The sequence below is a fragment of the Pedobacter frigoris genome, from assembly GCF_005116445.1.
GTDB lineage: Bacteria > Bacteroidota > Bacteroidia > Sphingobacteriales > Sphingobacteriaceae > Pedobacter > Pedobacter frigoris.
The window spans coordinates 408493-434932 of sequence record NZ_SWBQ01000005.1 but is presented as its reverse complement, the minus strand read 5'-3'; the positions used below and the strand labels follow the sequence as shown (position 1 = coordinate 434932).

Sequence of the window (26440 nt, the reverse complement as noted above, 5' to 3'; positions counted from 1 at the left end):
TAGTCAGTCACCAGTTTAGAAATGTCCTTTGCCGCCCCAAGTATATAAGAAAGGTCTGCTGCTCCGTCTCCTCCGGGAGGAGTTGGCAGGGCCATAAAAATGATCTGGGCATCTTTGATTCCTGCAGCAAGATCTGTTGTGAAAGTCAGCCTGTCCTGTGCAATATTCCTGTGGAATAAAACATCAAGTCCTGGCTCATAAATAGGGATTTCTCCCTCTTGCATTTTCTGAACTTTGGCTGCATTCACATCCACACAAATCACGTTATTGCCTGTTTCAGCCAAACAAGTACCGGTAACCAAACCTACATATCCTGTTCCTATTACGGCTATCTTCATCTTTTATATTGTTTTATTTTTAAGGGTAATGAAACGATCATAGCTCATAAATACTACTTTTGCAAGCACTGACGATGATGGTTTCATAGATTAATCCCGTTTTAATTTTATTAAGCTATCTTCGGCTAAGATAAGAAATAAACATACAAAATGCTTTTGCTTTATAATATAGGAATTCAATTTTATGGGATAGTAGTCAGGATCTTTTCTATGTTCAACAGCAAGGCCTCATTTTTCATAAAAGGCAGGACAAATATCTTTGAAAAGATCCGAAATCAACTGGATGCTTCTTCCTCTTATATCTGGTTCCATTTCGCTTCTTTAGGCGAATTTGAGCAAGGAAGACCTGTATTGGAAGCCATAAAAGAAAAACATCCGCAAAAGCGGATCGTCATTACTTTCTTCTCCCCATCAGGCTATGAGATCAGAAAAAATTACCCTCTGGCAGATGGCGTTTTTTACCTGCCTTTGGACACGCCCTCAAATGCAAAAAAACTGATTGCTTTATTCAATCCCGAACTGGCCGTATTTACGAAATATGAATACTGGTTCCATTACTTTAAGGCACTAAATGACCGCAACATTCCAATATTTATCATTTCGGGGATATTCAGGCCAAAACAGGTTTTCTTTAAATGGTATGGTGGCTTTAACAGAAAGATCCTCCGCTTTGTGAACCACTTTTTCGTGCAAAATGAAGAAAGTCTGGAGTTGCTAAGCAGCGTCGGAATAAAGGATGTCAGCATTAGCGGCGACACAAGATTTGACAGGGTATCGCAAAATGCTGCCGATCCAAAGGACATCCCGGCTATTCAAAATTTTTGCAGCACATCGAAGGTATTTATTGCCGGGAGCACATGGCCCCCAGATGAACAATTGCTTAGCAAACTGGTTTTACAGCATCCCGATTGGACATTCATCATTGCTCCCCATGAAATTGACAACGCTCACATCCTCGAGATACAAAAGCTTATTCCAGAGGCAATCAGGTATACAGAAATGCCTGCCAATCCGGAGAAATCCCAGGTCTTAATTGTAGACAACATCGGTTTATTGTCTTCTATTTACAGATACGGAGATATCGTATACATTGGAGGCGGGTTCGGCGTTGGCATTCACAACACACTTGAAGCAGCCGCATTTGGAATACCAGTTATATTTGGCCCTAAGTACGACAAGTTTCAGGAAGCAAAAGACCTCATTTCCATAGGTGCCGCTTCCTCAATAAGTAATTTTGAAGAACTGGACAATGCTTTTGAAAAGCTCATTGCGAACAACGCCGCGGAAAGGGCAAAGAAATATGTAATGTCTAAAATAGGCTCGACCGACCAGATCTTAACGCATATCTCCAAATACTTCTAGGCTTTAGCCATATCAACCAAAGCAGTTATAAATTTAGGGTTATCATTCAGGCTTTCCACCAGCTGCACATGCTCTCCACCCAATTCTTTAAACTCTTCATGATACTCTACAGTAATCTCATATAGGGTTTCCAGACAGTCCGCAACAAAAGCAGGACTAAATACAAGCAGACGTTTTTTGCCTTCTGTAGCAAGTCTTTTCAATACATCTGTAGTGTAAGGCTGCACCCATGGCTCTTTACCTAACCTCGATTGAAAACAAACGGTATAGTCCTCTCTTTTGATGTTCAATTTTTCTGCTATGAGTCTGGCTGTATCATGTCCCTGCGCAGAATAACAAAACTTATTGGTATCATTCATGGTATCACAGCAGTTGTCCTTTTTCAGACAATAGTGTCCTGTATGGTCACATTTTAGTAATTGGCGTTCTGGCAATCCATGAAAACTAAACAATACATGATCATAAGTTTCAGGCTGATATTTATTCGCATTATCAGCGAAAGTTTCAATCATCAGTTCGTTGTCGTGGAAAGAATTCACGAAGGTAACGGGTGGTATCGTGGCCCACTTGCTCACAATTTCCATTACGCTTTGGATCACAGAGCCTGTACTCGCTGATGCATACTGTGGAAACATCGGGATCACCTTGATGCTCTCCACAAGACCTGCCTTCATCTTTTCCAAAGCAGATAAGATAGAAGGGTTTTGATAGCGCATGGCTAGCTCAACATGGTAGTCATCTCCCAACTGTTCCTGAACAAGTGCTGTTTGTATTTTACTGAAATAAAGTAAAGGCGAACCATTCTCATCCCAGATTTCTTTATACAGCTTAGAAGTTTTAGGGCTACGAAAAGGAACAATTATACCCTTCACAAGTAAAGTACGCTTAAGGGCATTGACATCAATTACCCGTTCGTCCATCAGAAACTGATTAAGATATTTACGTACATCGCCTACCTCCGGGCTATCCGGGGTTCCTAAATTCACTAATAATATACCCTTTTTTCCCATTATGGCGCGAAATTAACTGATTATAATCTTGTATCCTCTTAGAAAAAAGGAAATTACTTTTTAATGATGAATAAATATGATTTAAAAAGACAGCAGTTCCTGTTTTACCTGCTCCATGAGCCACATAGGGGTTGATGTAGCCCCGCAAATCCCAACCTTATCATTTGGAGCAAACCAACTTTTATCTATTTCTTCAATATTGGAAATAAAGTAAGACTGGTCATTGTACTTCTTACAAACGTCATATAGTACTTTTCCATTTGAAGATTTCTTTCCGGAAACAAACAGGATTTTATCGTAGTTGACCACAAATTTCTCCAGGTCACCATATCTGTTGGATACCTGTCTGCAAATCGTGTCATTGGCCTTCACCTCGTATCCCCTGCTGATCAGCTCGTCTTTAATCTGATAGAATTTATCTGTGCTTTTGGTGGTTTGACTGTACAACGTAAATTTGGAAGGCAGCTCTACATGGTCAAGCTCTGCAATATCCATAAATACAATGGCTTTGCCATCAGTCTGACCTTGTAACCCCAAAACTTCAGCATGACCGTGTTTTCCAAAAATCAGGATCTGCTCATCTTCATCATGAGAATTTTTGATCCTGTTCTGTAACTTGAGCACAACCGGACAAGAAGCATCAATAAGCGTCAATTGATTTTCCAGAGCCAGCTGGTAAGTAGATGGAGCTTCGCCATGCGCCCTGATCAACACCTTCTCATTGCGTAAGTGCTTCAATCGCTCATGATCTATGATACGAAGACCTTTATCTGTCAGACGTTTAACCTCTTCATCATTGTGAACAATATCTCCAAGGCAATACAAATACTCATCACTGGCCAGAATGTCTTCTGCCATGTCGATCGCATAAACGACGCCAAAGCAAAATCCTGATGCCTTATCTATAGTTACCGTTAAATCGTACTTCATCTCTTATCTGAAAAACTTATAGTAATACAAAAGTAGACAAAAAAGTAAACAACTTATTCCAAATCCCCTTAATTAGCAAAACCACCATCATCAACATCTGTAACGGATGCAACACTGCGTCCAGTAAAGGATTTTGAGCTGTCAGGAAAGCAATCATCACCCTGGTCAGAAAAATCAATCCTACCGGCAGAAATAAAATGGCGGGCTCATAACTGAAGGAAATTACCAGCGGGCCGGCAATCACCAATGCCAGATAGATAAGCACCACAGGCACACTGTTCCCTAATGTTCTGATGAGCTGTTCAGCTATTTTCCGGGGATTAACCATCTCGTTAACGTAAACGAACTGATTTGCGAGCAGGACTTCTATCTTTAACTTTTGCTGCTCATCATCAACCCCCAAAGGCATATTGATCCTTCTGTAGCTTTCTGCTGAATAAAAAACACAAGCATCATTTACTATCGAAAGAGCCAGCTGATTGCTTTTGACAAATCTTAATGGGAACAGGCTCAACAATAGAAAATCATTCAAAGGAAAGCAGGCCCAGGCCCATAAGCCAGAAATCTTCCGGTTAGGAATCAGACTCAGCAAGTCGAGATGAAATACTTTAACGCGGTAAATTAGGTTATTGATCAATCCCCTGCCGATCGTTGCATTGACATTAGTAAACAAGATATACTTACCTGTAACTTCAAGAATTCCGGAAGCGGCTTCTACCTCTTGCTTAAAAAGTATTTCTACATTTTCATAGTCCTGCTTTGCAATTGTATCGAGTAAATTCTCCGCATCTTTTCTGCTTCCGTCAATAATGATGGAAACTTTATCTGTAAAATGTTTCCCGTAATAGCCTAACTTGGGATTGGACAAAAAGTTAAAGAGAGTTACAGAAAATCGGAGTACGAGAAAAACCAGGACCGCATATACAAAAGTGATCATTCCTTACTGTTTTGGCTCTTTAACGCCTCATTGTAGTGCTTATTGTATTCACTTTTCAATAACTGCAAGCTCATATATTCTTCAGCTTCCCATTTTTGTAGGTACGTGCTCATCTCAGGCCTCCTCTTTCCAAAATAATCAGAAAGTGTAACTGCAAAAACGATCTGGAATTTCTTTTTAGAAGCATTCACAACCTGCATTACTCCTTTTTCAAAGCCAATACTATTTACATAGCTACTGTAGGACTTACCCTGCGGAAACATCAGCACAAGATTATCAGGATCATTGAGCAAATGTCCTGCATAATTTAAAGTTTCTACCACATCTTTACCCTTTGTGTCGGCGGCAAAAGCGCCAAGGTATTTAAGGAACCAATGTCTGGCATAGTCGTCACTGGTTACCAGTACATTAAATTTCTTTTTAAAAACGACTTTGTTTAACTGAAACATCAAAAACCCGTCCCACCAGCTGAAATGATTAGAAAAAAGCAATATTGCTTCATTTCTGTTTGTATCTATCGCATTAAAAGTATAGGCAGAGAAATCCCTTTTAACAATATAGTTGATATACCAGGAAAAGATCTTATAGATTACAGGGCTTTTTTGAGACTGGTGCATCCCTCTAAAATGAGAAAAAATAGCCTCAAATCCAAATGACTAACTCAAATAAACCCTGTCTTCTTCTCCCTCTACGTCCATGATTACATCTACATGCTCCTTTAAAACAGTGGCCATCTGTAGCCCGACAAAATCTGTTGCGATCGGAAATATTTTATGGCTACGGTCAACAAGTACTACCGTGCGGATTTTTTTATGCGGCGTATTCAGGAAAACTCCAAGGCCATAAGCAAGGGTTTTGCCACTGTTCAATACATCATCTACCAGAATAATCACCTTATTTTTCCAATATGATTCATCCAAATCAGTACTGGCAATCAATTTGGTACTTACCCTATCCAATTCGACTTTCAGCATGATCACCTTGATATCAGAGATCTTGGTCAGCACCTTTTTTAATCTCAATGCAAGCTTATATCCCCTATCCCATATTCCGGCCAATACGACTTCCTTTTCATTCAGGTTATCCTCCAGTATCTGGTAAGCGATCCTGTTGATTTTTTGCTGTATTTGTTTTTTATCAAGAATTAGTAATTGAGATTCTGCCATCTGTTATCACATTGTTTATGCTACAAAAAGAACGATTTTAAGGTTCATATTCAAACTTAGATAAAAATAAATTAAAATTTCTGCAACGTTTGGCTCCTAATTGCGTCTTATTAATATAACCTAACTAAAACAACATGAAACCATCATGACCTTTCATGACCGTTTCTGAAAGTCAAAACTACAATCGCCATGAAAAATCCCTATGTATTGAAATCTCTTTTCACATTTCTTACACTGCTTTCAATCGCTATAGTAGCGAATGCACAACAAAGTAAAACAGTTCCGATCAGCAATTTCAATCAAATTACCGTTTCCAGCGGCATAGATCTTTACCTTACACAAAGTACTGCCGAAAATATTCGTGTATCTGCACACCCTGATCTTTTAAAAAATGTAGTCATCGAAAAAGAAGGAAGCACCCTGCATGTCAAATACAAAAACAACATCAGCTGGTCCAAGTTATTTAAGGGGCAGGACATCAAGGTATACGTCAACTACAAACAGCTTCAATCAATTAGTGCAAGCGGTGGCAGCGATGTATATACTCAAAACACTTTAAAGGCGGATAAATTATCTATCAATGCCTCAGGTGGCGCGGATCTAAAACTGAATGCCATGGTAAAGAACATTGACATCAACAGCAGTGGCGGTGCCGATATTGACCTGAAAGGATCAGCATCCAACATGCAGATTGATGTAAGTGGAGGCAGCGATATCGACGCGCTGGGATTTGTAGTGGAATATGCAAAAGTAAATGCCAGCGGCGGCTCAGACACAAATATCAATGTTACGAAAGCACTTGAAGCAAACGCAAGTGGCGGCAGTGACATCAATTATAAAGGAAATGCTTCGGTTAGAAAAACCTCTTCGGGTAAGAGCGGAGAAGTAAGCAGGATCGATTAAAATTTAGAGTTTAGTTTTTAGTAAACCCTGCCATATGGATGTATGTCAGGGTTTTTTACTGAATTAATTTCTCGCCCTGTAAGGATAGAAGATAAAATTCGCCCCCTCAGGTACAATTACAAAAACGCACATAAAATCTTCTGGTTTTTTATAGTTCTTTAAAAACAACGCCTTTTTATCAGGCTGTATAATTCCTTTTTCTACAAACTCTTCAACAGTTGAGGCCTGGATGGTCCATTCCGTATTTAATTCTTTTCTATCCAGGATTACCTCTCCTATGCTTACTGTATACTGATGGGCAATAAATATTGGGTTTGCGGAAATTCCCTGAACCATTATTTCTACTGCAACTTCTTTTATTGAATCTGCATACAATTCCAGATCCTTTTCTAAACTAACGAGAGGGCTTTGCTTCTTTTGTTCAGGTTTCTCCTGCTCAGGCTGAGGCAATAATTCTTCTATATCCATGCTAATCTTTTATTCTTTTAAACAACTATATTACTGCTACCTGTAAATTTCAGCAACACTACATTCTCAACATGCTGAGTATGCGGAAACATGTCCACCGGCTTGATCCGTACTACTTCATACTTTTCCTTTAGTAAAGCCAAGTCCCTCGCCTGTGTAGCCGCATTACAGCTTACATAAACGATCTTTTCTGCTTCCATCTCCAGTAGCCTCTCCACAACGTCAGTATGCATACCTGCCCTTGGCGGATCGGTAATTACCACGTCTGGTTTGCCATGCTCAGCAATAAAATCCCTTGTCAGAATATCCTTCATGTCACCGGCGTAAAAAACGGTGTTATCAATTTTATTAAGTGCAGAGTTAAACTTCGCATCTTCAATAGCAGTAGGCACATATTCAATCCCCACCACCTGTTTTACACTCCCAGCCACAAAATTAGCGATTGTGCCCGCTCCTGTATACAAATCATACACCAGCTCATCTCCTGAAAATCCGGCAAACTCTTTGGTAATTTTATAGAGCTCATGTGCCTGGTCAGAATTGGTCTGGTAGAATGATTTGACGCCAATCTTAAATTTAAGACCATTCATTTCTTCAAAAATGTGATCCCTGCCCGAGTAGGTAATTACGTCCTGATCAAATATGGTATCATTTTTCTTTTGGTTGATGATGTACAATAATGAAGTAATCTCAGGAAAATTAACTTTAAGAAACTCCATCAGTCCATCCGCTTGCGCCTGCTCCACATAAGCAAAAACAACAGCCACCATCACTTCACCGGTCGATGAGGTACGGATGATCAGGTTTCTCAATGCACCTTCATGATTACGCAGGTCATAGAAGCTCAGGCCATTATTTAAAGCATAGGTCCTCACGCTATTCCTGATCGAATTTGAAGGCTCAGCCTGCAAATAGCAATGCTGCACATCTAATATTTTATCAAACCTTAAAGGCACGTGAAAGCCAAGCGCATTCATTTCCAGTTCTTCATTTGGCCCGCTGAAGTCTTCCGGCCTTTCAGCCATATCCTGTTTATTCAGCCAGCGTTTATTGGAAAATGTATATTCAAGTTTATTTCTGTAGTATTTGTTCTCCGCAGACCCCAATATAGGCTCCATGGCCGATGTATCTATTTTGGCCAGGCGCTGTAATGCAGCCTCTACGTTTTTATGCTTAAATTTCAATTGAGAATCATAGCCCATGTGTTGCCATTTGCAACCACCACAGGTTCCGAAATGCTGACAAAAAGAATCTGTCCTCAATTCAGATGCTGTATTCAAGCTTTCGATAACAGCCTCAGCAAAATTCTTTTTCTTCTTTACAATGCGGACATCAACCACATCACCAGGCACTGCTTTATCTACAAATATGACCAATTCATCTGCCTTACCAACCCCTTTGCCCTCTTCGGCAATATCAATAATACTTAGATTTGGAATGATGGTTACCGTTCCGGCTTTTCTATTTCTACTCATTATAATACAAACTTACAGGATTTTTTTCAGACATAGGAATTTTAGGCGGGCACCGGGCGGTACCTTAGGATGAAGAAAATCACAATATCAAACCTTACTTGCCAAAGATCTTAAGGATTAAACCAAAAACACCCTCAACCAGGTTAAAGCTCATATCAAACTTCTCTTCTACCAATACAGAAATCTCTAAAACCTCTTTACTCATAGTTATATGACTGATACAGCCAAAGGTAAGCCTTTTTATACCAAATACCAAAACGGTATAAGTTAAGGCAATGTAAAGAAACTACAGGGCAGCCTTTACGAGAAACGGCAATAGCTCTTTTTGAAAACTCACAAAGTTCTTACGGACATCGGCATCACTCACCGAAGTGAAGGCAAAAGAAAAACAGATACTTTTGCTTGCTTTTAGCAGAAATGCAAGTCCCTCTTTGCGGGAAGGGTTATTTTTAAAATGATCAAGTTCCAGATATGCGGACAGCAACAGTGATTCCAGCTGATCAGACAAATGCTTTAAAAATTCCTGAGAGTTTGCGTTCTCACGAACGAAGTCCCAGCCAATAAATTCATTACACACCGTGTAAGTCAATCTGCAGGTCTTCATGACCAAAGCTTTCAAATGCTCCTCTTCATCCGCAAACTGTGCTTTATTTTTCAGGATCTCATGCAGGTTCAGGTCCAGGTAATTCATCAGGATCGCATCCAGTATCTGCTCCTTACTTTCAAAATACTTATATATAGTAGCTTTTGCTATTCTGGCCTTTTTAGCGATCTCATTCACACTGGTTTTATGATAGCCGTATTTCCTGAACAACTCTTTAGCAGCCCTAATTATGCTTTCTTTTATTTTCTCTGGTTCCATTAATTGGTTACATGTAAGGTATTCCCTGCTATATAAGTAGTGTATTTTTTTAATGCAATCTCCGCCGGAGCTTTCGCAGGGCTGCCATCTTCTAACAGGTATTTTGCGCCCGAACATTTATCGGTCACCGTAAAACTCGGTTCATCCAGCTCCACTGCACACATTTTCTGCGGATTTACAGTACTGCACCGATCGTAGGCCACATAACTACCATTCGTAGTTCTATAGATCACTATTCCTGCTACACCATAATCAGAAAACGCCACAGCTCCTCCGGGACTACTTAACCTGATCAATCTCGGGTCAGTCAGCGGAGCGCTGAAATTCACAGGAACGTTCGGAATCACCAGGTTGTCTTTTCCACAGCCAACGAAAGTCAGCACCAGTAAAAACACGCCTGATAATTTTCTGATCATTATATTAATGAAGTTTTATATTGCTTTAAGAAGCGGGTATCATTTTCTGAGAACAAACGCAGATCCTTAATCTCAAACTTAAGATTAGCAATACGCTCTATCCCCATTCCGAAAGCAAACCCACTATATTTCTTACTGTCTATACCGCAATTTTCCAATACATTCGGATCTACCATACCGCAGCCAAGAATCTCAACCCATCCGCTATACTTACACATCTGGCAACCTTCTCCTTTACAGATCGTACAAGATATGTCCATTTCTGCAGATGGTTCAGTAAACGGGAAATACGAAGGGCGGAAACGCACTTTTGTACCTTCACCATAAAGCTCCTGTACAAAGTAAAATAAGGTTTGTTTTAGATCTGCAAACGAAACATTTTCATCTACATAGAGACCTTCTACCTGATGAAAGAAACAATGTGCCCTTGCAGAAATGGCTTCATTACGGTACACCCTTCCCGGCATGATCGCTCTGAACGGCGGCTGTCCCGCCTCCATCATACGTACCTGCACAGATGAGGTGTGTGTACGCAGCGCAATGTCTCCATTTTCACCTCCTTTTTTGATAAAGAAAGTATCCTGCATATCACGTGCCGGGTGTTCTTCCGGAAAGTTCAGGGCAGAGAAGTTGTGCCAGTCGTCCTCAATCTCCGGACCTTCGGCCACAACAAAACCAAGCTTATTGAATATTTCTATAATTTCTCTTCTTACCAATGCCAGCGGATGACGTGCACCTACTTCAAAGCCCTCTCCTGGCAAAGTCAGGTCCAGACCTGAATCTTGCTGGCTTTCAGTCGAACTGCTTTGATCTTTAAGCGTCTGGTATTTGGCTTCTGCCAACTGCTTAAATTCATTTAAAACTTTACCTAGAGTTCTTTTCTCTTCAGGTGAAACAGCTTTAAATTCATCAAAAATATCTTTGATTATTCCTTTCGTACCAAGGAATTTAATGCGGAATTGTTCTAATTCATCAGCGTTATCAGTAGAAAACGCATTTATTTCTGCAGTATATTGTGTTATCTTATCTTGTAACATGCGTCAAATATACAGCAATTTATAGAATAAAACTTAGCGACTGAGTTCAAAAATCAACTTGAAGTATGCTTCATGGAAGAAAATGAACTCAGTCTGACTATTTTATAAGCTTGCAGGGGCGACCTACTTAAGTACGCCCAACTCTTTACCTACTTTAGTAAATGCAGCAATTGCTTTATCTAAGTGATGTTGTTCATGTGCTGCCGACAATTGTACACGGATCCTCGCCTTGCCCTGACCTACTACAGGGTAGTAGAAACCGATCACATAAATACCTTCTTCCAGCATTTTAGCTGCAAATTCCTGCGCCAGTTTAGCATCATAAAGCATCACCGGAACAATTGGATGCACACCTTCTTTAATGTCAAATCCGGCTTCTGTCATTTTTTTGCGGAAATATACAGTATTACGCTCTAATTTATCTCTTAAGTCAGTCGTTTCACTCAGCATATCCAAAACTGCAACCGAAGCACCTGTGATAGCCGGGGCCAAAGTATTAGAGAATAAATAAGGGCGTGAACGCTGACGAAGCATGTCAATGATTTCTTTTTTACCTGATGTAAAACCACCTGATGCACCACCAAGCGCTTTACCTAAAGTACCGGTGATGATATCTACCCTGTCTATTACATTAAAATGCTCATGTGTACCACGACCGGTCTTACCAATAAAACCAGTACAGTGTGATTCATCAATCATTACCAATGCCTCATATTTATCAGCAAGATCACAGATTTTATCCAAAGGAGCTACAACACCATCCATTGAAAATGCACCATCGGTAACGATGATACGGTGTCTCGCATCTTTAGCTGCAATCAGCTGCTGCTCAAGATCAGCCATATCTGCATTTTTATACCTGAAACGTTTTGCTTTACACAAACGCACACCATCTATAATCGAAGCGTGGTTCAGCTCGTCAGAAATGATTGCGTCCTGATCGTTGAATAAAGGTTCAAAAACACCACCATTGGCATCAAAAGCCGCTGCATATAGAATCGTATCTTCTGTTCCGAGAAACTTAGAAAGTTTCTCTTCCAGTTCTTTATGTACATCCTGGGTACCGCAAATGAAACGAACGGACGACATTCCGTAACCATATTTATCAATAGCTTTCTTTGCTGCCTCAATAACTTTAGGATCTGAAGACAATCCAAGATAGTTATTCGCGCAGAAGTTAATCACTTCCTGACCTGTGCTTACTTTAATATCTGCACCTTGCGGGGTTACAATAATACGCTCACGTTTATATAAACCGTCTTTTTCTATTTGCTCCAACTCCTGTTGCAGAGCGGGTTGTAGTGTTTTGTACATATGTATTTTTAATTATTGCAACCAAAGTTATAAAAATATCATCTTCTACATAGAACGGAATTAAATGATGCTAAAAAACTTTAGCATAATAATTGTGTTTTCTTAAATAACAAAACCGATATTTAAGCTTTAAACCTTGTAATGAAGAACATATACCTAACGCTACTTATCCTTACGGGTGCTCTAAATAGCTTTGCACAGCAGTTCAAAATCAGCGGAACAATCAATGATACGGATGGACAGCCAGTACCATTTGCTTCGGTATACATCAAAAACACCACAACCGGAACATCTGCCAATATAGATGGAGTTTATTCTTTTGCAGTAAATCCGGGGACGGTGACCATTATATATCGCGCAATTGGATATAAGGCTATAGAAAAAAGTATTGAGCTCACTGAAAATACAACCCAGAACATCACCTTATCTGCCGAAGCTTACACACTAAACAACGTGACCATAAAGGCAAATGCTGAAGACCCCGCTTATGAGATCATCAGGCAGGCCATTAAAGCAAGAAAACAGCATTTAACTGAAGTTGCGGCATACACGACCAATGTTTACATCAAAGGCGTGCAAAAACTGGTAGGCGCACCTAAAAGATTCTTTGGACGCGACATTCAGAAAACACTGGACCTCGATACCAATAGAAAAGGAATCCTCTACCTGTCTGAATCTACATCAACTTTTGCTTACCAGCGCCCTGACAATATACACGAGGAAATGATTTCTTCCAAAACGGCGGGACAAAACAATGCCTTCAGCTTCAATAAAGCTTCAGATCTGATCATTAACTTTTACGACAACATCCTTTTAGAGAACAAACTAAGCACCAGGGGTTTTGTCTCACCTATCTCTGATAATGCCATGCTGTATTACAGATATAAACTGCTGGGAGTTAGTAATGAAAATGGCGCGACTATAAATAAGATACAGATTATTCCACGACGAGGGTACGATCCGGTCTTTAACGGAATTATTTATATAAAGGATGATTCATGGCACCTGGTGAATGCGGAGGTATTCCTTACCAAAAGCTCAGGCATCAATCTCATTGACATCTTAAATATCAAACAGCAGTTCTTAAAGGTGGAAGACACCTATATGCCGTCCAACATCAACTTCCAGTTCAATGGAAACATATTGGGATTCAAATTTGAAGGATATTATGTAGGCGTCTACAACAATTACAACTTGCATCCTGATTTCCCTAAGAACTATTTTAATGGCGAAATTCTAAAAATCACCAAAGCTGTAAATAAAAAGGATTCTTTATTCTGGCTCAATAACCGGCCTATCCCACTTACCGCTGAAGAAAGTCGGGACTACGTTCGAAAAGACAGTATCGCTGCCCTAAAAACCTCCAAACGCTACCTGGACTCCCTGGAAAAAGCAAACAATAAGTTTGGAGCAGTTAAATTCATTGTAAGCGGATATACGATCAATAATCGCTATAAAAGAACATCTGTTAGTTTGGATCCTTTATACAAGGCTGTCTTTTACAATACAGTAGAAGGATTTGCAATAAAATACGGCGCCACCTATACTAAAAGACTGGAAGACAGCCGGCAGTACAGCATCAGGCCTGAAATCAGGTACGGCTTTTCAAACAAGACCCTCACAGGGAGTCTGTCTGCAAACTACGTTTACGATCCTGTTAAGCGTGCCAACATCTATATTTCAGGAGGGTCAGGCATATATGACTTAAATAATCATGGGTCTATGAGCTTATTGGGCAATACCATCAACTCCCTGTTATTCGAAACCAATTTCTCTAAATTCTACAAAAAGGAATTTGCAAATATTGGTACGACAAGAGAGTTGGCCATCGGTTTGCAAGCCAGTCTTGGAGCAGGATATTCCCGCAATTATAACCTCGTTAACACCACTCAATTTAAGATCAAGGATTTTAAAGGAGAGGAATTTACTTCAAACAATCCCTTCAATCCTGAATTTGAACTGCCACTATTCCCAACCTATGAAGCATTTACGATTACTGCTTCTTTAAATTATACCATAGGACAGAAATACATTACCCGTCCCGACGGCCGCTTTTATCAACCCTCCAAATACCCTACAATAGATCTTTCTTATAGAAAAGGAGTAAATGGTATATTAAACAGTGATGTAGATTATGATCTGGTTGCACTGGAAGTTTCGCAAAACAGGATCAGTTCCGGCTTATGGGGGTATTCTTCTTTCGTTGCAGGTGTTGGAAAATTCCTGAACAACGGCCAGGTGTATTATCCTGAGGCCAAACATTTCTGGGGGAGCAACTCCTTATTTACCCTACCGAATCTGAGAAGGTTTTTATTCCTTGATTTTTACTTATTCAGCACAGACAGGGAATATGTTGAGGCGCATTTCGAACACAACTTCTCCGGGCTTTTTACAAACAAAGTACCACTCTTACGCAAATTGAAACTGGAAGAGGTTGTCGGAGCCAGCTATTTGAGCCAGCCGGTAAAAAGAAACTATTATGAGTTTTATTTCGGTCTGCAGCGCCTGATTTTCCGAGCGACTTATGGTTTTGCTTATGATGGCAATAAGCGTGTGAATCATGGATTCAGATTAAGCTACGGGTTTTAGAATTATGGCTTCTCGGTCTTATACTCCTCAATCTCCTTAAGAAATTCTATTGCTTTGGTTAAAGTTTTTCCTCCGAAACTTTCCAGAGCGGATCTAACCCATTTTAAGTGAATATTTTTGTAAGTCAATTTTATGAATAAGTATATTGAGCCGAAGGTAAAAAACGAAACGATTACCAACTGAATTAACCAAAAAACTATGCCTGCATTTGCCACCAAATCCCTATTGTACCAAAAGGTACAGTAAAATGGAGTTTGCAAAACCAATATCCGGCCAATGTTAGTAAAAGAAGATTGGATCTCAGTTATTTTTAGTTGGGACATAGTAACACTGTCTTCGATGTTTATTTCTGTAAGCATCACAATATGTCTGATATAGGCTATAGTTGCAAAAACATTAAACAATATGATAAAGCCCACAGATACCACAAAGTAGATGTTATCCAAAGTATTAGCCACTAAAAACACCAAAAAAGCAATCCATAATACACCCAGAATTACACCAATAATCTGATTTTTACGAAAAGCACGCAACTTATGCTCAGCTTTCTGGGTCTGCAATTCTCTCATCACTCTTAAATTAAGCGCTAATGACCTTTCCAACTTTGCATCATAGCTACTCCACAACTTGAAATAAAAGAAATTACCTATAAAACACGTCATCCTAAATTTATTTCAGGATCCCGAACAAGTCATTAAAAACCTGCTCAAACAGGATCCTGAAATAAATTCAGGATGACGAACTGTATAAAAAAGAAAATCTTAAACACTCAGTTTCTTTCTGATATCAGAAGGAATTCCTTTCTTATGTAATAAAAACGCAGTTGTTTTATACTTCACAAAGTTTTTACTTACATATAAATAACCTTTGTAATCGTTAGTGGCACCCCATGAGTTTTTAACAATATAGTATTCTTTACCATTCTGATCTTTAGCCATACCAGTGATTTGCATACCGTGATCATCAGTAGTTTCATAATCATCAAAAGCAGCCTGACGCATATCCACAGTAATTTCTTTCTCTGGTTTAGGACCGTTGAACATCGATTTTTTCTCATCATCGCTCATGCTTGCAAAATCCTTCTCTGGAACAAAAGCCACACCGTTTTTCCAGCTAAAGCCTTTTTCACTTACGTCAGTAGCCCATGCTATGGTAAAGCCACCTTTTAATGCATTGTCAATGATTTTAGTGATGTCATCCATTGGTACATTATACACCTGATCAAAAGACCAGTTATCAGGTACCATCAATACAGCTTTCTCGTAGTAAGGAGAAGTATTGAAAGATGAAAGCTCTACATAATCAGCAGCATTAAGACCTACAACTTCTTTAGCAAAAGTTTTAGGGGTATATTCTTTTCCTTCATAAGTGAATTTCTCTGGAACAGCACCCATGCAAGAATCAATAGTCGCGATATACTTCGCTTTCCAGCTTGGATCAAATTTACCTGAAACAGCTTTTTTCAGGATAGCCTCTGTCAGTTTGTTCATCCTGTCAGAAGAACCCGGACTACCATAATCATTACCGTTGTAAGCTTCCTGAGGCAAAGCACCATATTTAGCAAACATGTTGGTCACATCATGACAAGCACCACCATCTCCTAAAGTCAATGCACCATGCATACGTACATAGTTGATTCCTTTTTCGATGTAAGCATTACGGGCAGTAAAAAGATCAGCAAGATCCACTGGTTTTTTACCCATACGGATCATTTCCGATTCCAGGAATGAGTTCGTGCTGTAGCTCCAGCAAGTACCAGAAGATTTTTGATTTTTAACTGAAGTCGCTTCAGCATTGATCACAGGTGTAAAAGTAAAACTGTTTTTGCTTCCTTCACTTGCATTATTTTTCAGTGAGTTTACAAGGTTGTCTTGTGCAAAGCCTACAGTAGATCCAAAGAGAAGGCCTGCAGCCATCCACAATGATTTCATTGAAGTTTTAGTCATTTATGTTTAAAGTTAGTATTGTACTTATTGTTATATAACGTGCAAACTTAAATAAACTGCACAAGCATACCACAACATTTATGTAAAAAAACGGCGACTGGCAAAATCAGGGCTCTAGGTTCCGCCAAAAATTTCCGCCAGCTTTTTATCCATAGCAGCGTCATCTTCGCCGCCCCCACCATAGCGACCTACAATTACCCCATCTTTATCAATCAGTATTTTTGTAGGCAACGTATGTATGCCGTAGCGTTCGTTGATATAATTTGCTTTTTCACTTTCACTAGCCTCTCGTTTATAACCACTGAGCACGTGTCTCCATATTCCAATCTTGTCATCTTCGACTGCTTTTTTCCAGGCAGCTACAGCAGAATCATCATTAGCCACGCCGATAATCTCCAGTCCATTGTCTTTATATTTCTTATACAGGGATATTAAATGTGGGTTCCCCTTGCGACAAGGCACACACCAGCTCGCCCAGAAATCAAGCATCACGTACTTTTTGCCTTTAAAATCAGAAAGACTGAGCTGCTCACCATTGATGTCTTTTGCAGAAAAAAGCGCCGCCTTACTTCCCGGAGACCCACTTTCCAGCTTCCTGATCTCTTCTCCGATGTATTTACCATAACTGCTTTCCCGGATGCGTTCCGTCCAGCTACTGCGAATTTTCTTCAGCTCCGCGATGCCCAATTTAGCTACCTTAAAGCGCATCATATAGACAGACACATAAGAATCCGGGTGTGCCGCAAAGAAAGCGTAATCTATTTTATCCATCCTTTCATTGAAAGGCTCAAACTGCTCACGGATTTCCGCAGCCTTTTCGTGGTCCTTTTCATTCCTGTAAAGTTCTAGAACAGGCTCCATCTCTTTTCTGATTGGGGCTTTAAGCCGGTCTAGTGTCTCTTGTTCAGTCTGACTACGCGACCCTTTAACAATAGCATTCTTGAAATCACCTGCAGTGACATCAATACTCATCGCAGCCGGTTCCAAAAATACACTGGTATAATTTGGATCGTCCATGCTCCGGCTCGTCATCTTTCCATACAAGGCGGCCACAACTGGCTCGCTGATCTTGCCTTTAAACTGAAAATTGCCATTCACAATTTTCGTACTATCGAGTACAAACCCTCCTGATGGAATATTGTAGCGCAGATAGATCAGGTCATAATTCTGCTTTTTGATCTTGCCCGAAAGCGTAAAATTGTCTTTTTGTTGCGCATGACCGACCAGGCAGGCCATCATAAGCATACCCGAAATCGAGCTTTTTATAGTAAAAAAATTTGTCTTCATAATTAAGGATTTTGATCTAAAGTATTGGTTACACCATTGGTTTCATTTAGTGGAATAAAATACACCACGCGCAAATCGGTAGGCTGAACGCTAATGTTCGATCCGGGTTGTCCTGCTTTACCATAAGTTCTGATCATAGGCAGGTTATTTCTCAGGAGGTCATCCCTGCGTTGTCCGCCTTCAAAGGCAAATTCCAGTCTACGCTCATCCAACACAACCTGTAGTATACTGCTCCGTCCACGTAAGTTGTCAGTAGCATAAAGATCGACTCCAGTAAGCCCCGCACGCCTGCGGATTGTGTTCACGTCATCAAGCGCCAGCTGTCCGTTATTAAGTTTTGCATTGGCCTCAGCCCTATTCAGGTACATTTCTGCCAGGCGATATATTGCAGGAGAACTTACTTTTTCTGTAGGATTTGCCGCCGGGTTCTGTATTAACTTAGTAGTAAAGTTCCAGGTTGTTCCATCCGCTGTTTTTAAGGCCTTATAAAAGTTTTTCCGCAGATCCCCGGTTCCTTCGTTTAGCAGATTCCAAAGGGGAGGCGACACCGCAGCAAATTTTTCTACTGTATAACTCTGGTTATAATAATAGAAACCACCACCTGTTCCATCCAGGTTTTTGATGCAGAATATGGTCTCCTTATCTGCACTGTGGTTGGTAGAGAAATAGCTTTTATATGCATCGCCCTGTGCCAGGGTAAATTTGCTGGTCATGCCAATTATCTTGTCTGCATATTCTATTGACTTTGCATTATTTCCCATATTCAGGTGTAATGATGACAACATAGCCTGCGCGGTATATTTAGACGCAAATGCATTGTTGTTATCTATCGTCATTAAACCCTCTGCTTTCAGCAGGTCGGCCACTATAAAATCGTAAACTTCTTTTACGGTGTTACGCTTGGCAGGGCGTTCCAGGCTGGGGGTAGGTTTATCAAGAATGACTACTCCTGGATTATTTCCATTTCCCTGCAAATAGGGACGGCCAAATACTTTGACCAGTGTTTGATAAGCAAAAGCCCTCAAAAAGAGATTTTCGCCTTTTAATTGCAGCAATGCTGGACTCGCATCATCTGGGATAGCGGCAATTACATTATTCACTCCCCGGATTAACTTATAGGCATTGCTGTAAACTCCGCTTGAGTTGCTCATTGTCGGGAAATGTATATAAGAATACGCCCCGTACTGTCTGGTACCACCCGGATCAAATACCGAGGTAGCTTCTACATTGTCCACCGGCGATTCAGTGAGGTGAAAGTAAGCGCTTACATAATCAAAATAATTGAGCAAACTGTAATTGCCGCTGGTAGCTAACCGCAGATTGGCTTCACCGGTTAGTGCCTTATCAGTATCCATACTGGTTTCGGGGCGCAAATCAAGTTTCTCAGAGCAGGCTGCCAATAACATCAGTGTTAAAAGCAGCAAAGTATAGTTGTGGATTTTTAATCTCATGATTGAAATATTTTAAGTGAATAGCCTCTTTAAAGGACAACATTTAAGCCCAGGGTTATTTTTCTGTTGATCGGATATTTTGCGGCATTTTCAAAGTTTCCGCCGCCAACTTCCGGATCAAGCCCGGTAAATTTGGTGATGGTAAAAACATTATCGGCAGCAATATAAAGAGCTGCCTTCCCTATCTTCACTTTATTCAGCCATGTAGACGGTAAATCATAAGTCAGCCTGATGTTACGTACCCTGAAAAAACTTGCATTATCGATAAACCTGGTTGTGGTATAGCCGTTGGCTTCCGGATAACCGCTTAAAGAAGCAGCAGGTGCAAAAGCCTGATCACCTTTTTTCTGCCAGCGCGTCTGCCCCTCAGGCAAAGCGGTATTGTTCACCGTTTTTGATGCACCATCTATTTCCAGCGGACCAAATATATAACCCCGCAGGTCGTTGTTTACCTTTAAACCGGTAATAAAGTTGCACAGCACACTTAAAGTGATTCCCTTGTAGCTTACAGAATTGCCGATACCTCCTGAAAAATCCGGTTGCTGAGAATCCAGGACCTGCAGAGTCGCTTCCTTGATGTTCAGGGTAGTACTCCTGCTCCCGTCGTCTTTCAGCACTTCATAGGATGGCTTGCCAGTATCCGGATCCGCACCCTTGTACACTATACCATAAATAGTACCGATGGCATATCCCGGTGCAATAACTAAGCCGCCTGTAGTAGGCAAGACAGCAGGCACATCAGTTAAATAAAGTACCTTATTCCGGTTAAACGCCACGTTAATATTGGTGGACCATTTCACTTTTCCATTAATATTCAAAGAGTTAAGATCTGCTTCAATACCTTTATTTGACACCTTGCCAATGTTTTTTACCACACCGGTTACGCCGCTGGTGATCGGTGCCTGAACAGTCCTTAGGATGTTGGTATTTGCTTTATCATAAATATCTACCGCCAGGTTGATGCGGTTCCATAAACCAATATTCAACCCAAGGTTATTCATCTGTTGCACCTCCCAGTGCAGGTCCGGATTGTTGTCATTTGAGCCTGGTATAATTCCAGATTTGCCATCATACTGTGAGGTTCCTGTTACGTAGTTATACACACCGTAAATAGAATACGGCCCTACCGGATCGGCATTACCAGTGGTACCATGACTTGCTCTTAAACGCAGGTTTGTGATGATCTTATTGTTCTTTAAAAAAGCCTCATTGCTCACTGTCCACGATGCTCCCACTGAATAAAAGTTACCATACTTATTGTTGGCGCCAAATTTTGAGGAACCATCCCGTCTGAATGAGCCTGAAACAAAATATCGGTTATCATAACTGTAATTGGCTTCCGACAGGTATGAAAGGAAAGATACTTCATTGATGCTTTCAGTAATGCCCTGGAAAGTACCCTGACTTAAAGACATCAATCCGGAAGTAATACCATTGGTTGTACCTCCAGTCGTCTCATTCCTTATGTTATTGAATTCGAAACCCGCCAGACCTTTGACCTGATGCAACCCAAACTCCCGCTGAAAGGACAGAATATTGGAAGTGATGTAATTGACATTTTGTGTGATGTTACGTGAATAAGATCCTCCCGGCCGGCCCGACGCCAGGTCCAGCGGGTCTATATAAAAACCATTTTTTGCACTCGTCAGGGTGATCCGGTTGGCAGTTGAAAGGCTCAGCCAGGAATTAAAATTATAACTTGCCTTCACATCAGCACCTGCTACATATATCTTGTCATAACGGTAGTTAAAATCTTCTTGTGTACTGTAAAACGGATTAAACAAACCCTTGCTAAACCAATTGACCTCGTTTGCACCTCCTAAGCGATAACTGCCATCTGCATTTTTTGGGTAATCCCATGGCATCAATTTATACAATGCACTACGATAATTACTCAATCCCGAGTTCTGCAATGGAGAAAATGTCCCATTAAATCCTGCATTGATGGTCAGTTTTTGAGTTGCCTTGTACTCTGTGTTTACCCTCAGACCATATCTTTCAAACTTATCAGTAATAGCTACCGGCAATTCTTTATGATAGGTTGTGCCCACATAATAATTAAATTTCTCTGATGCACCTGATACTGATAGGTTATAACGCTGGATTTTCCCGGTTCTGTAACCTTCCCTCATCCAATCCGTGTTGTGCGACAATGCCTCCTCCCTGTTGGGCATTACCGTTGTCAGGTAGGCAGCCACTTCTGCATCTGTTTTGGTCGGGTTCAGGTTTTTATAGTCATTTGTATAAGCCTGGCCCAACAGGTCGTATCTTTCCGTACTGTTCATCATTCTGAACTTACCGAAAACCGGGTTCTCCCAGCTGAAGTTTGATTCAAGGTTAACTTGGGGCTTTCCGCCTCCGACTCCTGATCCGGCTTTAGTGGTGATCACCAAAACACCATTTGCCGCTCTTGATCCGTACAAGGAGGTAGACGCGGCGTCTTTCAGCAAGGTAACGGATTCAACATCATTAGGACTTAGGTTAATGATGTTCGCTGCACCTGATACACTAGGTATATTCGTAAAATCCTGAACCAGCCCATCAATCACGATCAGGGGTTGCGTAGATGAGTTTCCGCCCAACGAACCCACACCCCTTACATTTAAGCTGGCTACTCCATTCGGGTCACCCCCTGGGTCACTTACGATCAGGCCTGACATCGTTCCTTTTAAATTCTGAACAATACTGGCGGAAGCAACATTCCTTAAATCATCTCCCTTCACCGTAACCAATGAACCGGTTAGTTCACTCACCTTCTTTTTTCCGTATCCGGTAACCACCACCTGTTCCAGTTCGCCAATATCCTCCAGTAAAACTACGTTCAGCTGTTCTTTGCCACTAACAGCAATTTCCTGGGGTTTGAAACCTACCATAGTAAATACAAGTATATCAGATTCATCAACCTGAATGCTATAACGACCGTCCCCATCAGAAATTACTCCCTTCTTACTGGCTTTTATCGTCACATTTACACCAGCCATAGGCTGATTCCTGGCATCTGTTATTCTTCCCCTGATTTCTATTACAGCAAGCGGAATGGCTTTTAGCTGTGAAGCAGGGATTTTATCCCTGATCAAAATTGTTTTACGTTCTATCTTATAAGTCAGGGGCTGATTTTGAAGACAGAAGTCAAGAATTTCCCTGAGGCTGGAATTCCTGAAATTCACATCAAGTTTCCTCGCATCATCTAATTTCTGGTCGGAATACAATACCTGGAAGCCCGTCTGTTTTTCAATTTCCTGAAAAACCTGCTCCAGTGTTGCATTCTTTTTAGTATAAGTAAGTCTTTGTGCAAAACCAGCGGCGCTGACCTGCACAAGAACTGTAATGAGAATAATTATGACTAGCTTCATAATTAATAAAATTGCTTTTATTTTCATACTTTCGTTTGGTTTGGGTTAATACGTTAAGACACTTCGCAAAATTGTTTTTAGGGGTTAACTCATCCACATTGCCATGGTCCCGACGGCTATCGGGATTCATGGCTTTTTAATGGCATTTAAAAACCCTTTCTTTAATTCTTCTTTCGTAGCTGTTTCTTCATTTCGTTTTTGTTTTAGTTGATTTTGATTTGACAAATTAAATGGCTGGTCGGGCCAAGTGTTATTTACTCTACTCTTATTGTTTTCCCGTCAATGGTGAATTTAACATCACTCGTTTCCTCCAGCATCTGCAAAATACCCGAGACATTTTCCAATCTGGAAATTGCACCACTGAAGGTTGGCATCTTAGTCGGGTCAGACTCATAAATAATCTTTACATCATACCATCTGGATACCTTTCTCAAAATGCTGGTTAGTGATTCGTTTTTGAACCTGAAAGTTCCATTTTTCCAATCAATCACGGTATTTACATTTACATCGGCAACGTTAATTTCATTAGATTTGAAACTCCCCTGTTCTCCCGGCCTGATTACAGCACGGGAACTTCCGGCAATGATTTCTACACTGCCTTCCAGTAAAGTCGTTTTTATATTGGGTTCATCTTTATAGGCATTGATGTTAAAATGAGTACCAAGAACTTTTACTTCCTGTCCCCCGCTGGCAACTATAAAAGGACGTTTTTTATCCTTGGCCACTTCGAAATAAGCTTCCCCTTCCAACTTAATCTTCCTGACATCGGTACCAGAAAAGCTAGAAGGAATTTCCAACTTACTGGCAGCGTTTAGCCACACTTTGGTGCCATCCGGCAATGTGAACTCGTAAGTCTGGCCTTTGGCCGTTTCTGCCACCGCGTTACTCTCTCCCTCTGGGAGAGATCCCCCTTGCGGGGAGAGAGGGCTTCCATCACTATAAACCAACTTATCATCCCCGATCACAACTCCACCCTTCGCATCGCTCAACTCTATTATCTTGCCGTTAGCCAGCGTAATCGTCGCGCCGTTTTTACCGGGGGCAATGTCATTATGATTTACGATTGCAGAATTACGATTTACGATTGGATCAGGAGCATTAAAAAACCACACCCCAAACACGACCATCGCCACTGCTGCGGCTGCAGCAAGAATCGTCACTCCGGGCTTGATCCCAAAGCCCCGCCATAATCTGGTAGTTTTCGAATCAACTCTACGTCCTGTTTTCGCATCGATTTCTTGCTTAAGCTGAACAGACAATCTAGCCTTTTGAGCTGCTGTCATATTTTGATCGTTAGTCTGTAGTGTTTCATACCAGTCCTCAATCAATGAGATTTCTTCAGGCGTACATTTCCCAAGATAATACCGCTCTAATAAATCTGCTGCTGCTTTACTGTCCATAATCATGCCTTATAAACACAAGTTGCAGCTCAGCAGCTATGGTAGTAGATAAATTGAAAATATTTTTCTAACTGGGGAAAAGAAGGATGGTGGTCACTGCAATCAGACCAGCAGACTCTTCATCCATTTTGAGTTTAAAGTGCTTTAAAACATTACTGATTTGCTTTTTAACCGTTTTATCAGAAATGTTCAGACGCTGTGCAATTTCCTTGTAAGAAAGATGTTCTCTGCGGCTTAGGATAAAAACTTCTTTCATCTTAGCTGGAAGCGTATCTATTTCCTTGTCAATAAAATCAGAAAGATCCTTTGCGATCAATAATTCATCGGGTGATTCCGAAATTTCGGTAAGATAACCGGCCAGAGATTCAATATATTTTGTCCTGTTTCTACTGGTGCGAAGATAAAACAATGCGCTTTTACGGGCAGCTCCATACAGCCAGGAAGAAAAATTAGCAATTTCCACATGCCGGTGCCTATTCCAGAAAGAAACAAATACTTCCTGAACAATATCCTGAGCATCATCATGTTCTTCATTCGTAATTTTAGAGACATAATTCAGTAAGCCTTCCCAGTTTCGGTTGTAAATTTCAGTAAACGCAGAATAGTCGCCCTCTTTAAAGAGTGCTGCCAATTCCTGGTCAGAATACGCACTATAATCAGACATGATGATTCATTTGTCCCCTGTCACTAATATAATAAAATGATTCTACAAGATTATATAAGTTATCCCATATAAACCAAATACCACTAAAAATAATTTTTATTAAAACGGTCGCCACCCTTTACCTCTCAGCCTGTGCTGAACTTGTTTCCATATATAAATCAACTACAAAGGAAAATAAATTTAAGTTTTGATTGCTAAAGAGGGATTAGAGGTGAAATATCCCTAAGGACATCATCATCGGTAGAACATATCCGTATCACGTTTGTTGTTAATCATTATACCCTACTATGGATCATTATCTCCCGGTCTTATTAATTTCGGGCCTGGCCAGTTTAGGTATGGCTTTTATGCCGGCGGTATCCAAGCGTACGGGCGTATCCTACTCTTTAATCTACCTCGTAGCCGGGGTGGTGATTTATCTATTGCTCGGAGACTGGTTGCCCTCTCCATTACCTTCTTCCAATATTGAGCTTACCACCCACCTGACAGAAATAATTGTAATCATCTCACTAATGGGTACCGGTATCAAGATTGACCGCCGCTTTTCATTCAGCAACTGGTCTTCTCCATTCCGACTGATCGGAATCGCTATGCTCTTATGTATCGCTGCCTGCGTGTTTCTGGGAATGTCTATGCTAAACCTGACGCTTCCCGCAGCACTATTGTTAGGTGCAGTTTTGGTGCCGACAGATCCTGTCTTAGCATCTGACGTGCAGGTAGGGCCCCCAAACGAAAAGTACAAGTCCGAAACCAGGTTCGCGCTGACCTCGGAAGCGGGACTGAACGACGGCTTTGCATTTCCTTTTACCTGGCTCGCTATTTTGGCAGCGACAACAGGACTGCAATCCGCATCTGTGCTTGACTGGCTGAGTTACCACCTCTTTTATAAAATTGCTGCCGGACTCCTCCTTGGATGGCTATCAGGAAAATTAACAGCCTTTCTGGTCTTCAACATTTCAGAAAAATACAGGTTACTTAAACCCACCGATGGCTTCCTGGCCATTTCACTGATGCTTTGCACTTATGGGCTGACTGAGTTACTGCACGGCTATGGCTTCATCGCGGTGTTCGTTGCCGCCCTAACCCTACGCCATGCAGAAAAAACACACAAATACCATAAAGAACTTCATGCCTTCACCGACCAGATCGAACGTGCGTTATTGGGCATCCTATTGGTATTCTTCGGTGGAACGCTGGTCTCCGGCATTTTATCGCCACTCACTTTAAAGATGGCGGCATTTTCCTTTGGCTTCTTGATACTCATCAGACCTATATCTGCTTACCTGTCCTTATATGGCACATCGGTACACTGGAAGGAAAGACTTGCCATCAGCTTTTTTGGCATTCGAGGTATTGGTTCTGTCTATTACCTTGCTTTTGCTCTGGGGCATACCTCCTTTGGAAATGAAGGCGAGCTTTGGGCAATTGTCGCTTTCACGTTGCTGTTATCCATCATCATGCATGGAATGACGGCAAACCTGGTTATGAAATATCTGAAAGTTCAAATGCCCAAAGAGCCTGTTCCCGAATAA

Annotated in this window: 24 protein-coding genes; 4 read left to right on the top strand and 20 right to left on the bottom strand. The window is 40.9% G+C overall.

Features of this window, described 5'->3' with window-relative positions; translation table 11 throughout:
- Positions 1-338: 2-dehydropantoate 2-reductase N-terminal domain-containing protein (locus tag FA047_RS17920; RefSeq protein WP_136837103.1), on the bottom strand; the 338-nt coding region annotated here is incomplete at its 3' end.
- A gap of 150 nt (positions 339-488) precedes the next feature.
- Between FA047_RS17920 and FA047_RS17915 the strand changes: the two genes are divergently transcribed.
- Positions 489-1700 carry a 3-deoxy-D-manno-octulosonic acid transferase gene (locus FA047_RS17915; RefSeq protein ID WP_136837450.1) on the top strand — a complete coding sequence of 404 codons (1212 nt, stop codon included), beginning with the start codon at positions 489-491 and terminating at the stop codon, positions 1698-1700.
- On the opposite strand, the gene hemH is transcribed toward FA047_RS17915, so the two are convergent.
- The 5 genes from hemH to FA047_RS17890 form a co-directional block, all read right to left on the bottom strand.
- A complete protein-coding gene (gene hemH / locus FA047_RS17910; protein ID WP_136837449.1) occupies positions 1697-2710 on the bottom strand; it encodes a ferrochelatase in 1014 nt (337 codons plus the stop codon). The two genes, FA047_RS17915 and hemH, sit on opposite strands and share 4 nt — an antisense overlap.
- A gap of 81 nt (positions 2711-2791) precedes the next feature.
- Positions 2792-3640 carry a 4-hydroxy-3-methylbut-2-enyl diphosphate reductase gene (locus tag FA047_RS17905; protein ID WP_136837448.1) on the bottom strand — a complete coding sequence of 283 codons (849 nt, stop codon included), beginning with the start codon at positions 3638-3640 and terminating at the stop codon, positions 2792-2794.
- Between the two features lie 16 nt (positions 3641-3656).
- Positions 3657-4577, bottom strand: a complete 921-nt coding sequence (locus FA047_RS17900) for a hypothetical protein (protein ID WP_136837447.1) — start codon at positions 4575-4577, stop codon at positions 3657-3659.
- Positions 4574-5194, bottom strand: coding sequence for a 1-acyl-sn-glycerol-3-phosphate acyltransferase (locus tag FA047_RS17895; RefSeq protein ID WP_136837446.1), 621 nt, complete (start codon positions 5192-5194; stop codon positions 4574-4576). Before FA047_RS17895 ends, FA047_RS17900 begins: the two co-directional genes overlap by 4 nt.
- 39 nt (positions 5195-5233) lie before the next feature.
- A complete protein-coding gene (locus FA047_RS17890) occupies positions 5234-5743 on the bottom strand; it encodes a phosphoribosyltransferase family protein (RefSeq protein ID WP_136837445.1) in 510 nt (169 codons plus the stop codon).
- Between the two features lie 189 nt (positions 5744-5932).
- Between FA047_RS17890 and FA047_RS17885 the strand changes: the two genes are divergently transcribed.
- Entirely contained in the window at positions 5933-6646 is a 714-nt protein-coding gene (locus FA047_RS17885) for a head GIN domain-containing protein (protein ID WP_136837444.1), read from the top strand.
- A 63-nt stretch (positions 6647-6709) separates the two neighbouring features.
- Here FA047_RS17885 and FA047_RS17880 read toward each other — a convergent pair whose 3' ends face one another.
- The 7 genes from FA047_RS17880 to kbl form a co-directional block, all read right to left on the bottom strand.
- Positions 6710-7114: a hypothetical protein gene (locus tag FA047_RS17880; RefSeq protein ID WP_136837443.1), complete on the bottom strand. Its 405-nt coding sequence runs from the start codon at positions 7112-7114 to the stop codon at positions 6710-6712.
- A 17-nt stretch (positions 7115-7131) separates the two neighbouring features.
- Positions 7132-8589 carry a 23S rRNA (uracil(1939)-C(5))-methyltransferase RlmD gene (rlmD, locus tag FA047_RS17875; RefSeq protein ID WP_136837442.1) on the bottom strand — a complete coding sequence of 486 codons (1458 nt, stop codon included), beginning with the start codon at positions 8587-8589 and terminating at the stop codon, positions 7132-7134.
- Between the two features lie 94 nt (positions 8590-8683).
- Complete coding sequence (locus FA047_RS17870; protein ID WP_136837441.1) at positions 8684-8794, bottom strand: phenylalanyl-tRNA synthetase subunit alpha; 111 nt, start codon at positions 8792-8794, stop codon at positions 8684-8686.
- Between the two features lie 81 nt (positions 8795-8875).
- Positions 8876-9451 carry a TetR/AcrR family transcriptional regulator gene (locus FA047_RS17865; protein WP_136837440.1) on the bottom strand — a complete coding sequence of 192 codons (576 nt, stop codon included), beginning with the start codon at positions 9449-9451 and terminating at the stop codon, positions 8876-8878.
- Positions 9451-9867, bottom strand: coding sequence for a Rieske (2Fe-2S) protein (locus FA047_RS17860; RefSeq protein ID WP_136837439.1), 417 nt, complete (start codon positions 9865-9867; stop codon positions 9451-9453). The genes FA047_RS17865 and FA047_RS17860 overlap by 1 nt, the downstream gene beginning before the upstream one ends.
- Positions 9867-10904: a phenylalanine--tRNA ligase subunit alpha gene (pheS, locus tag FA047_RS17855; RefSeq protein ID WP_136837438.1), complete on the bottom strand. Its 1038-nt coding sequence runs from the start codon at positions 10902-10904 to the stop codon at positions 9867-9869. The genes FA047_RS17860 and pheS overlap by 1 nt, the downstream gene beginning before the upstream one ends.
- A 123-nt stretch (positions 10905-11027) precedes the next feature.
- Entirely contained in the window at positions 11028-12218 is a 1191-nt protein-coding gene (gene kbl, locus FA047_RS17850) for a glycine C-acetyltransferase (RefSeq protein ID WP_136837437.1), read from the bottom strand.
- A 141-nt stretch (positions 12219-12359) separates the two neighbouring features.
- On the opposite strand from kbl, the gene FA047_RS17845 reads away from it, so the two are divergent.
- Entirely contained in the window at positions 12360-14807 is a 2448-nt protein-coding gene (locus FA047_RS17845) for a DUF5686 and carboxypeptidase regulatory-like domain-containing protein (RefSeq protein WP_136837436.1), read from the top strand.
- A gap of 2 nt (positions 14808-14809) precedes the next feature.
- Here the strand turns inward: FA047_RS17845 and FA047_RS17840 are convergent, their stop codons facing one another.
- The 7 genes from FA047_RS17840 to FA047_RS17810 form a co-directional block, all read right to left on the bottom strand.
- Positions 14810-15469 carry a hypothetical protein gene (locus tag FA047_RS17840; RefSeq protein WP_136837435.1) on the bottom strand — a complete coding sequence of 220 codons (660 nt, stop codon included), beginning with the start codon at positions 15467-15469 and terminating at the stop codon, positions 14810-14812.
- Between the two features lie 99 nt (positions 15470-15568).
- Entirely contained in the window at positions 15569-16753 is a 1185-nt protein-coding gene (locus FA047_RS17835) for a C1 family peptidase (RefSeq protein ID WP_136837434.1), read from the bottom strand.
- A gap of 114 nt (positions 16754-16867) precedes the next feature.
- Complete coding sequence (locus FA047_RS17830; RefSeq protein WP_225872778.1) at positions 16868-18040, bottom strand: TlpA disulfide reductase family protein; 1173 nt, start codon at positions 18038-18040, stop codon at positions 16868-16870.
- A gap of 2 nt (positions 18041-18042) precedes the next feature.
- Positions 18043-19491 carry a RagB/SusD family nutrient uptake outer membrane protein gene (locus FA047_RS17825; protein WP_136837433.1) on the bottom strand — a complete coding sequence of 483 codons (1449 nt, stop codon included), beginning with the start codon at positions 19489-19491 and terminating at the stop codon, positions 18043-18045.
- A gap of 29 nt (positions 19492-19520) precedes the next feature.
- Positions 19521-22844: a SusC/RagA family TonB-linked outer membrane protein gene (locus FA047_RS17820; protein ID WP_169304452.1), complete on the bottom strand. Its 3324-nt coding sequence runs from the start codon at positions 22842-22844 to the stop codon at positions 19521-19523.
- 254 nt (positions 22845-23098) lie between these two features.
- Positions 23099-24244 (bottom strand): FecR family protein, encoded by a 1146-nt coding sequence (locus tag FA047_RS17815; protein WP_169304451.1) that lies wholly within the window; start codon positions 24242-24244, stop codon positions 23099-23101.
- A 67-nt stretch (positions 24245-24311) separates the two neighbouring features.
- Positions 24312-24908: an RNA polymerase sigma factor gene (locus FA047_RS17810; protein ID WP_136837430.1), complete on the bottom strand. Its 597-nt coding sequence runs from the start codon at positions 24906-24908 to the stop codon at positions 24312-24314.
- 287 nt (positions 24909-25195) lie between these two features.
- On the opposite strand from FA047_RS17810, the gene FA047_RS17805 reads away from it, so the two are divergent.
- On the top strand, positions 25196-26440 hold the full coding sequence (locus FA047_RS17805) for a cation:proton antiporter (protein WP_136837429.1): 1245 nt from the start codon (positions 25196-25198) through the stop codon (positions 26438-26440).

What these genes read in the sequence shown, in the direction of transcription:
- FA047_RS17915 (WP_136837450.1), top strand. Translation starts at nt 489, where the DNA reads ATGCTTTTGCTTTATAATATAGGAATTCAATTTTATGGGATAGTAGTC.
- hemH (WP_136837449.1), bottom strand. Translation starts at nt 2,710, where the DNA reads ATGGGAAAAAAGGGTATATTATTAGTGAATTTAGGAACCCCGGATAGC.
- FA047_RS17905 (WP_136837448.1), bottom strand. Translation starts at nt 3,640, where the DNA reads ATGAAGTACGATTTAACGGTAACTATAGATAAGGCATCAGGATTTTGC.
- FA047_RS17900 (WP_136837447.1), bottom strand. Translation starts at nt 4,577, where the DNA reads ATGATCACTTTTGTATATGCGGTCCTGGTTTTTCTCGTACTCCGATTT.
- FA047_RS17895 (WP_136837446.1), bottom strand. Translation starts at nt 5,194, where the DNA reads ATGCACCAGTCTCAAAAAAGCCCTGTAATCTATAAGATCTTTTCCTGG.
- FA047_RS17890 (WP_136837445.1), bottom strand. Translation starts at nt 5,743, where the DNA reads ATGGCAGAATCTCAATTACTAATTCTTGATAAAAAACAAATACAGCAA.
- FA047_RS17885 (WP_136837444.1), top strand. Translation starts at nt 5,933, where the DNA reads ATGAAAAATCCCTATGTATTGAAATCTCTTTTCACATTTCTTACACTG.
- FA047_RS17880 (WP_136837443.1), bottom strand. Translation starts at nt 7,114, where the DNA reads ATGGATATAGAAGAATTATTGCCTCAGCCTGAGCAGGAGAAACCTGAA.
- rlmD (WP_136837442.1), bottom strand. Translation starts at nt 8,589, where the DNA reads ATGAGTAGAAATAGAAAAGCCGGAACGGTAACCATCATTCCAAATCTA.
- FA047_RS17870 (WP_136837441.1), bottom strand. Translation starts at nt 8,794, where the DNA reads ATGAGTAAAGAGGTTTTAGAGATTTCTGTATTGGTAGAAGAGAAGTTT.
- FA047_RS17865 (WP_136837440.1), bottom strand. Translation starts at nt 9,451, where the DNA reads ATGGAACCAGAGAAAATAAAAGAAAGCATAATTAGGGCTGCTAAAGAG.
- FA047_RS17860 (WP_136837439.1), bottom strand. Translation starts at nt 9,867, where the DNA reads ATGATCAGAAAATTATCAGGCGTGTTTTTACTGGTGCTGACTTTCGTT.
- pheS (WP_136837438.1), bottom strand. Translation starts at nt 10,904, where the DNA reads ATGTTACAAGATAAGATAACACAATATACTGCAGAAATAAATGCGTTT.
- kbl (WP_136837437.1), bottom strand. Translation starts at nt 12,218, where the DNA reads ATGTACAAAACACTACAACCCGCTCTGCAACAGGAGTTGGAGCAAATA.
- FA047_RS17845 (WP_136837436.1), top strand. Translation starts at nt 12,360, where the DNA reads ATGAAGAACATATACCTAACGCTACTTATCCTTACGGGTGCTCTAAAT.
- FA047_RS17840 (WP_136837435.1), bottom strand. Translation starts at nt 15,469, where the DNA reads ATGACGTGTTTTATAGGTAATTTCTTTTATTTCAAGTTGTGGAGTAGC.
- FA047_RS17835 (WP_136837434.1), bottom strand. Translation starts at nt 16,753, where the DNA reads ATGACTAAAACTTCAATGAAATCATTGTGGATGGCTGCAGGCCTTCTC.
- FA047_RS17830 (WP_225872778.1), bottom strand. Translation starts at nt 18,040, where the DNA reads ATGAAGACAAATTTTTTTACTATAAAAAGCTCGATTTCGGGTATGCTT.
- FA047_RS17825 (WP_136837433.1), bottom strand. Translation starts at nt 19,491, where the DNA reads ATGAGATTAAAAATCCACAACTATACTTTGCTGCTTTTAACACTGATG.
- FA047_RS17820 (WP_169304452.1), bottom strand. Translation starts at nt 22,844, where the DNA reads ATGAAGCTAGTCATAATTATTCTCATTACAGTTCTTGTGCAGGTCAGC.
- FA047_RS17815 (WP_169304451.1), bottom strand. Translation starts at nt 24,244, where the DNA reads ATGGACAGTAAAGCAGCAGCAGATTTATTAGAGCGGTATTATCTTGGG.
- FA047_RS17810 (WP_136837430.1), bottom strand. Translation starts at nt 24,908, where the DNA reads ATGTCTGATTATAGTGCGTATTCTGACCAGGAATTGGCAGCACTCTTT.
- FA047_RS17805 (WP_136837429.1), top strand. Translation starts at nt 25,196, where the DNA reads ATGGATCATTATCTCCCGGTCTTATTAATTTCGGGCCTGGCCAGTTTA.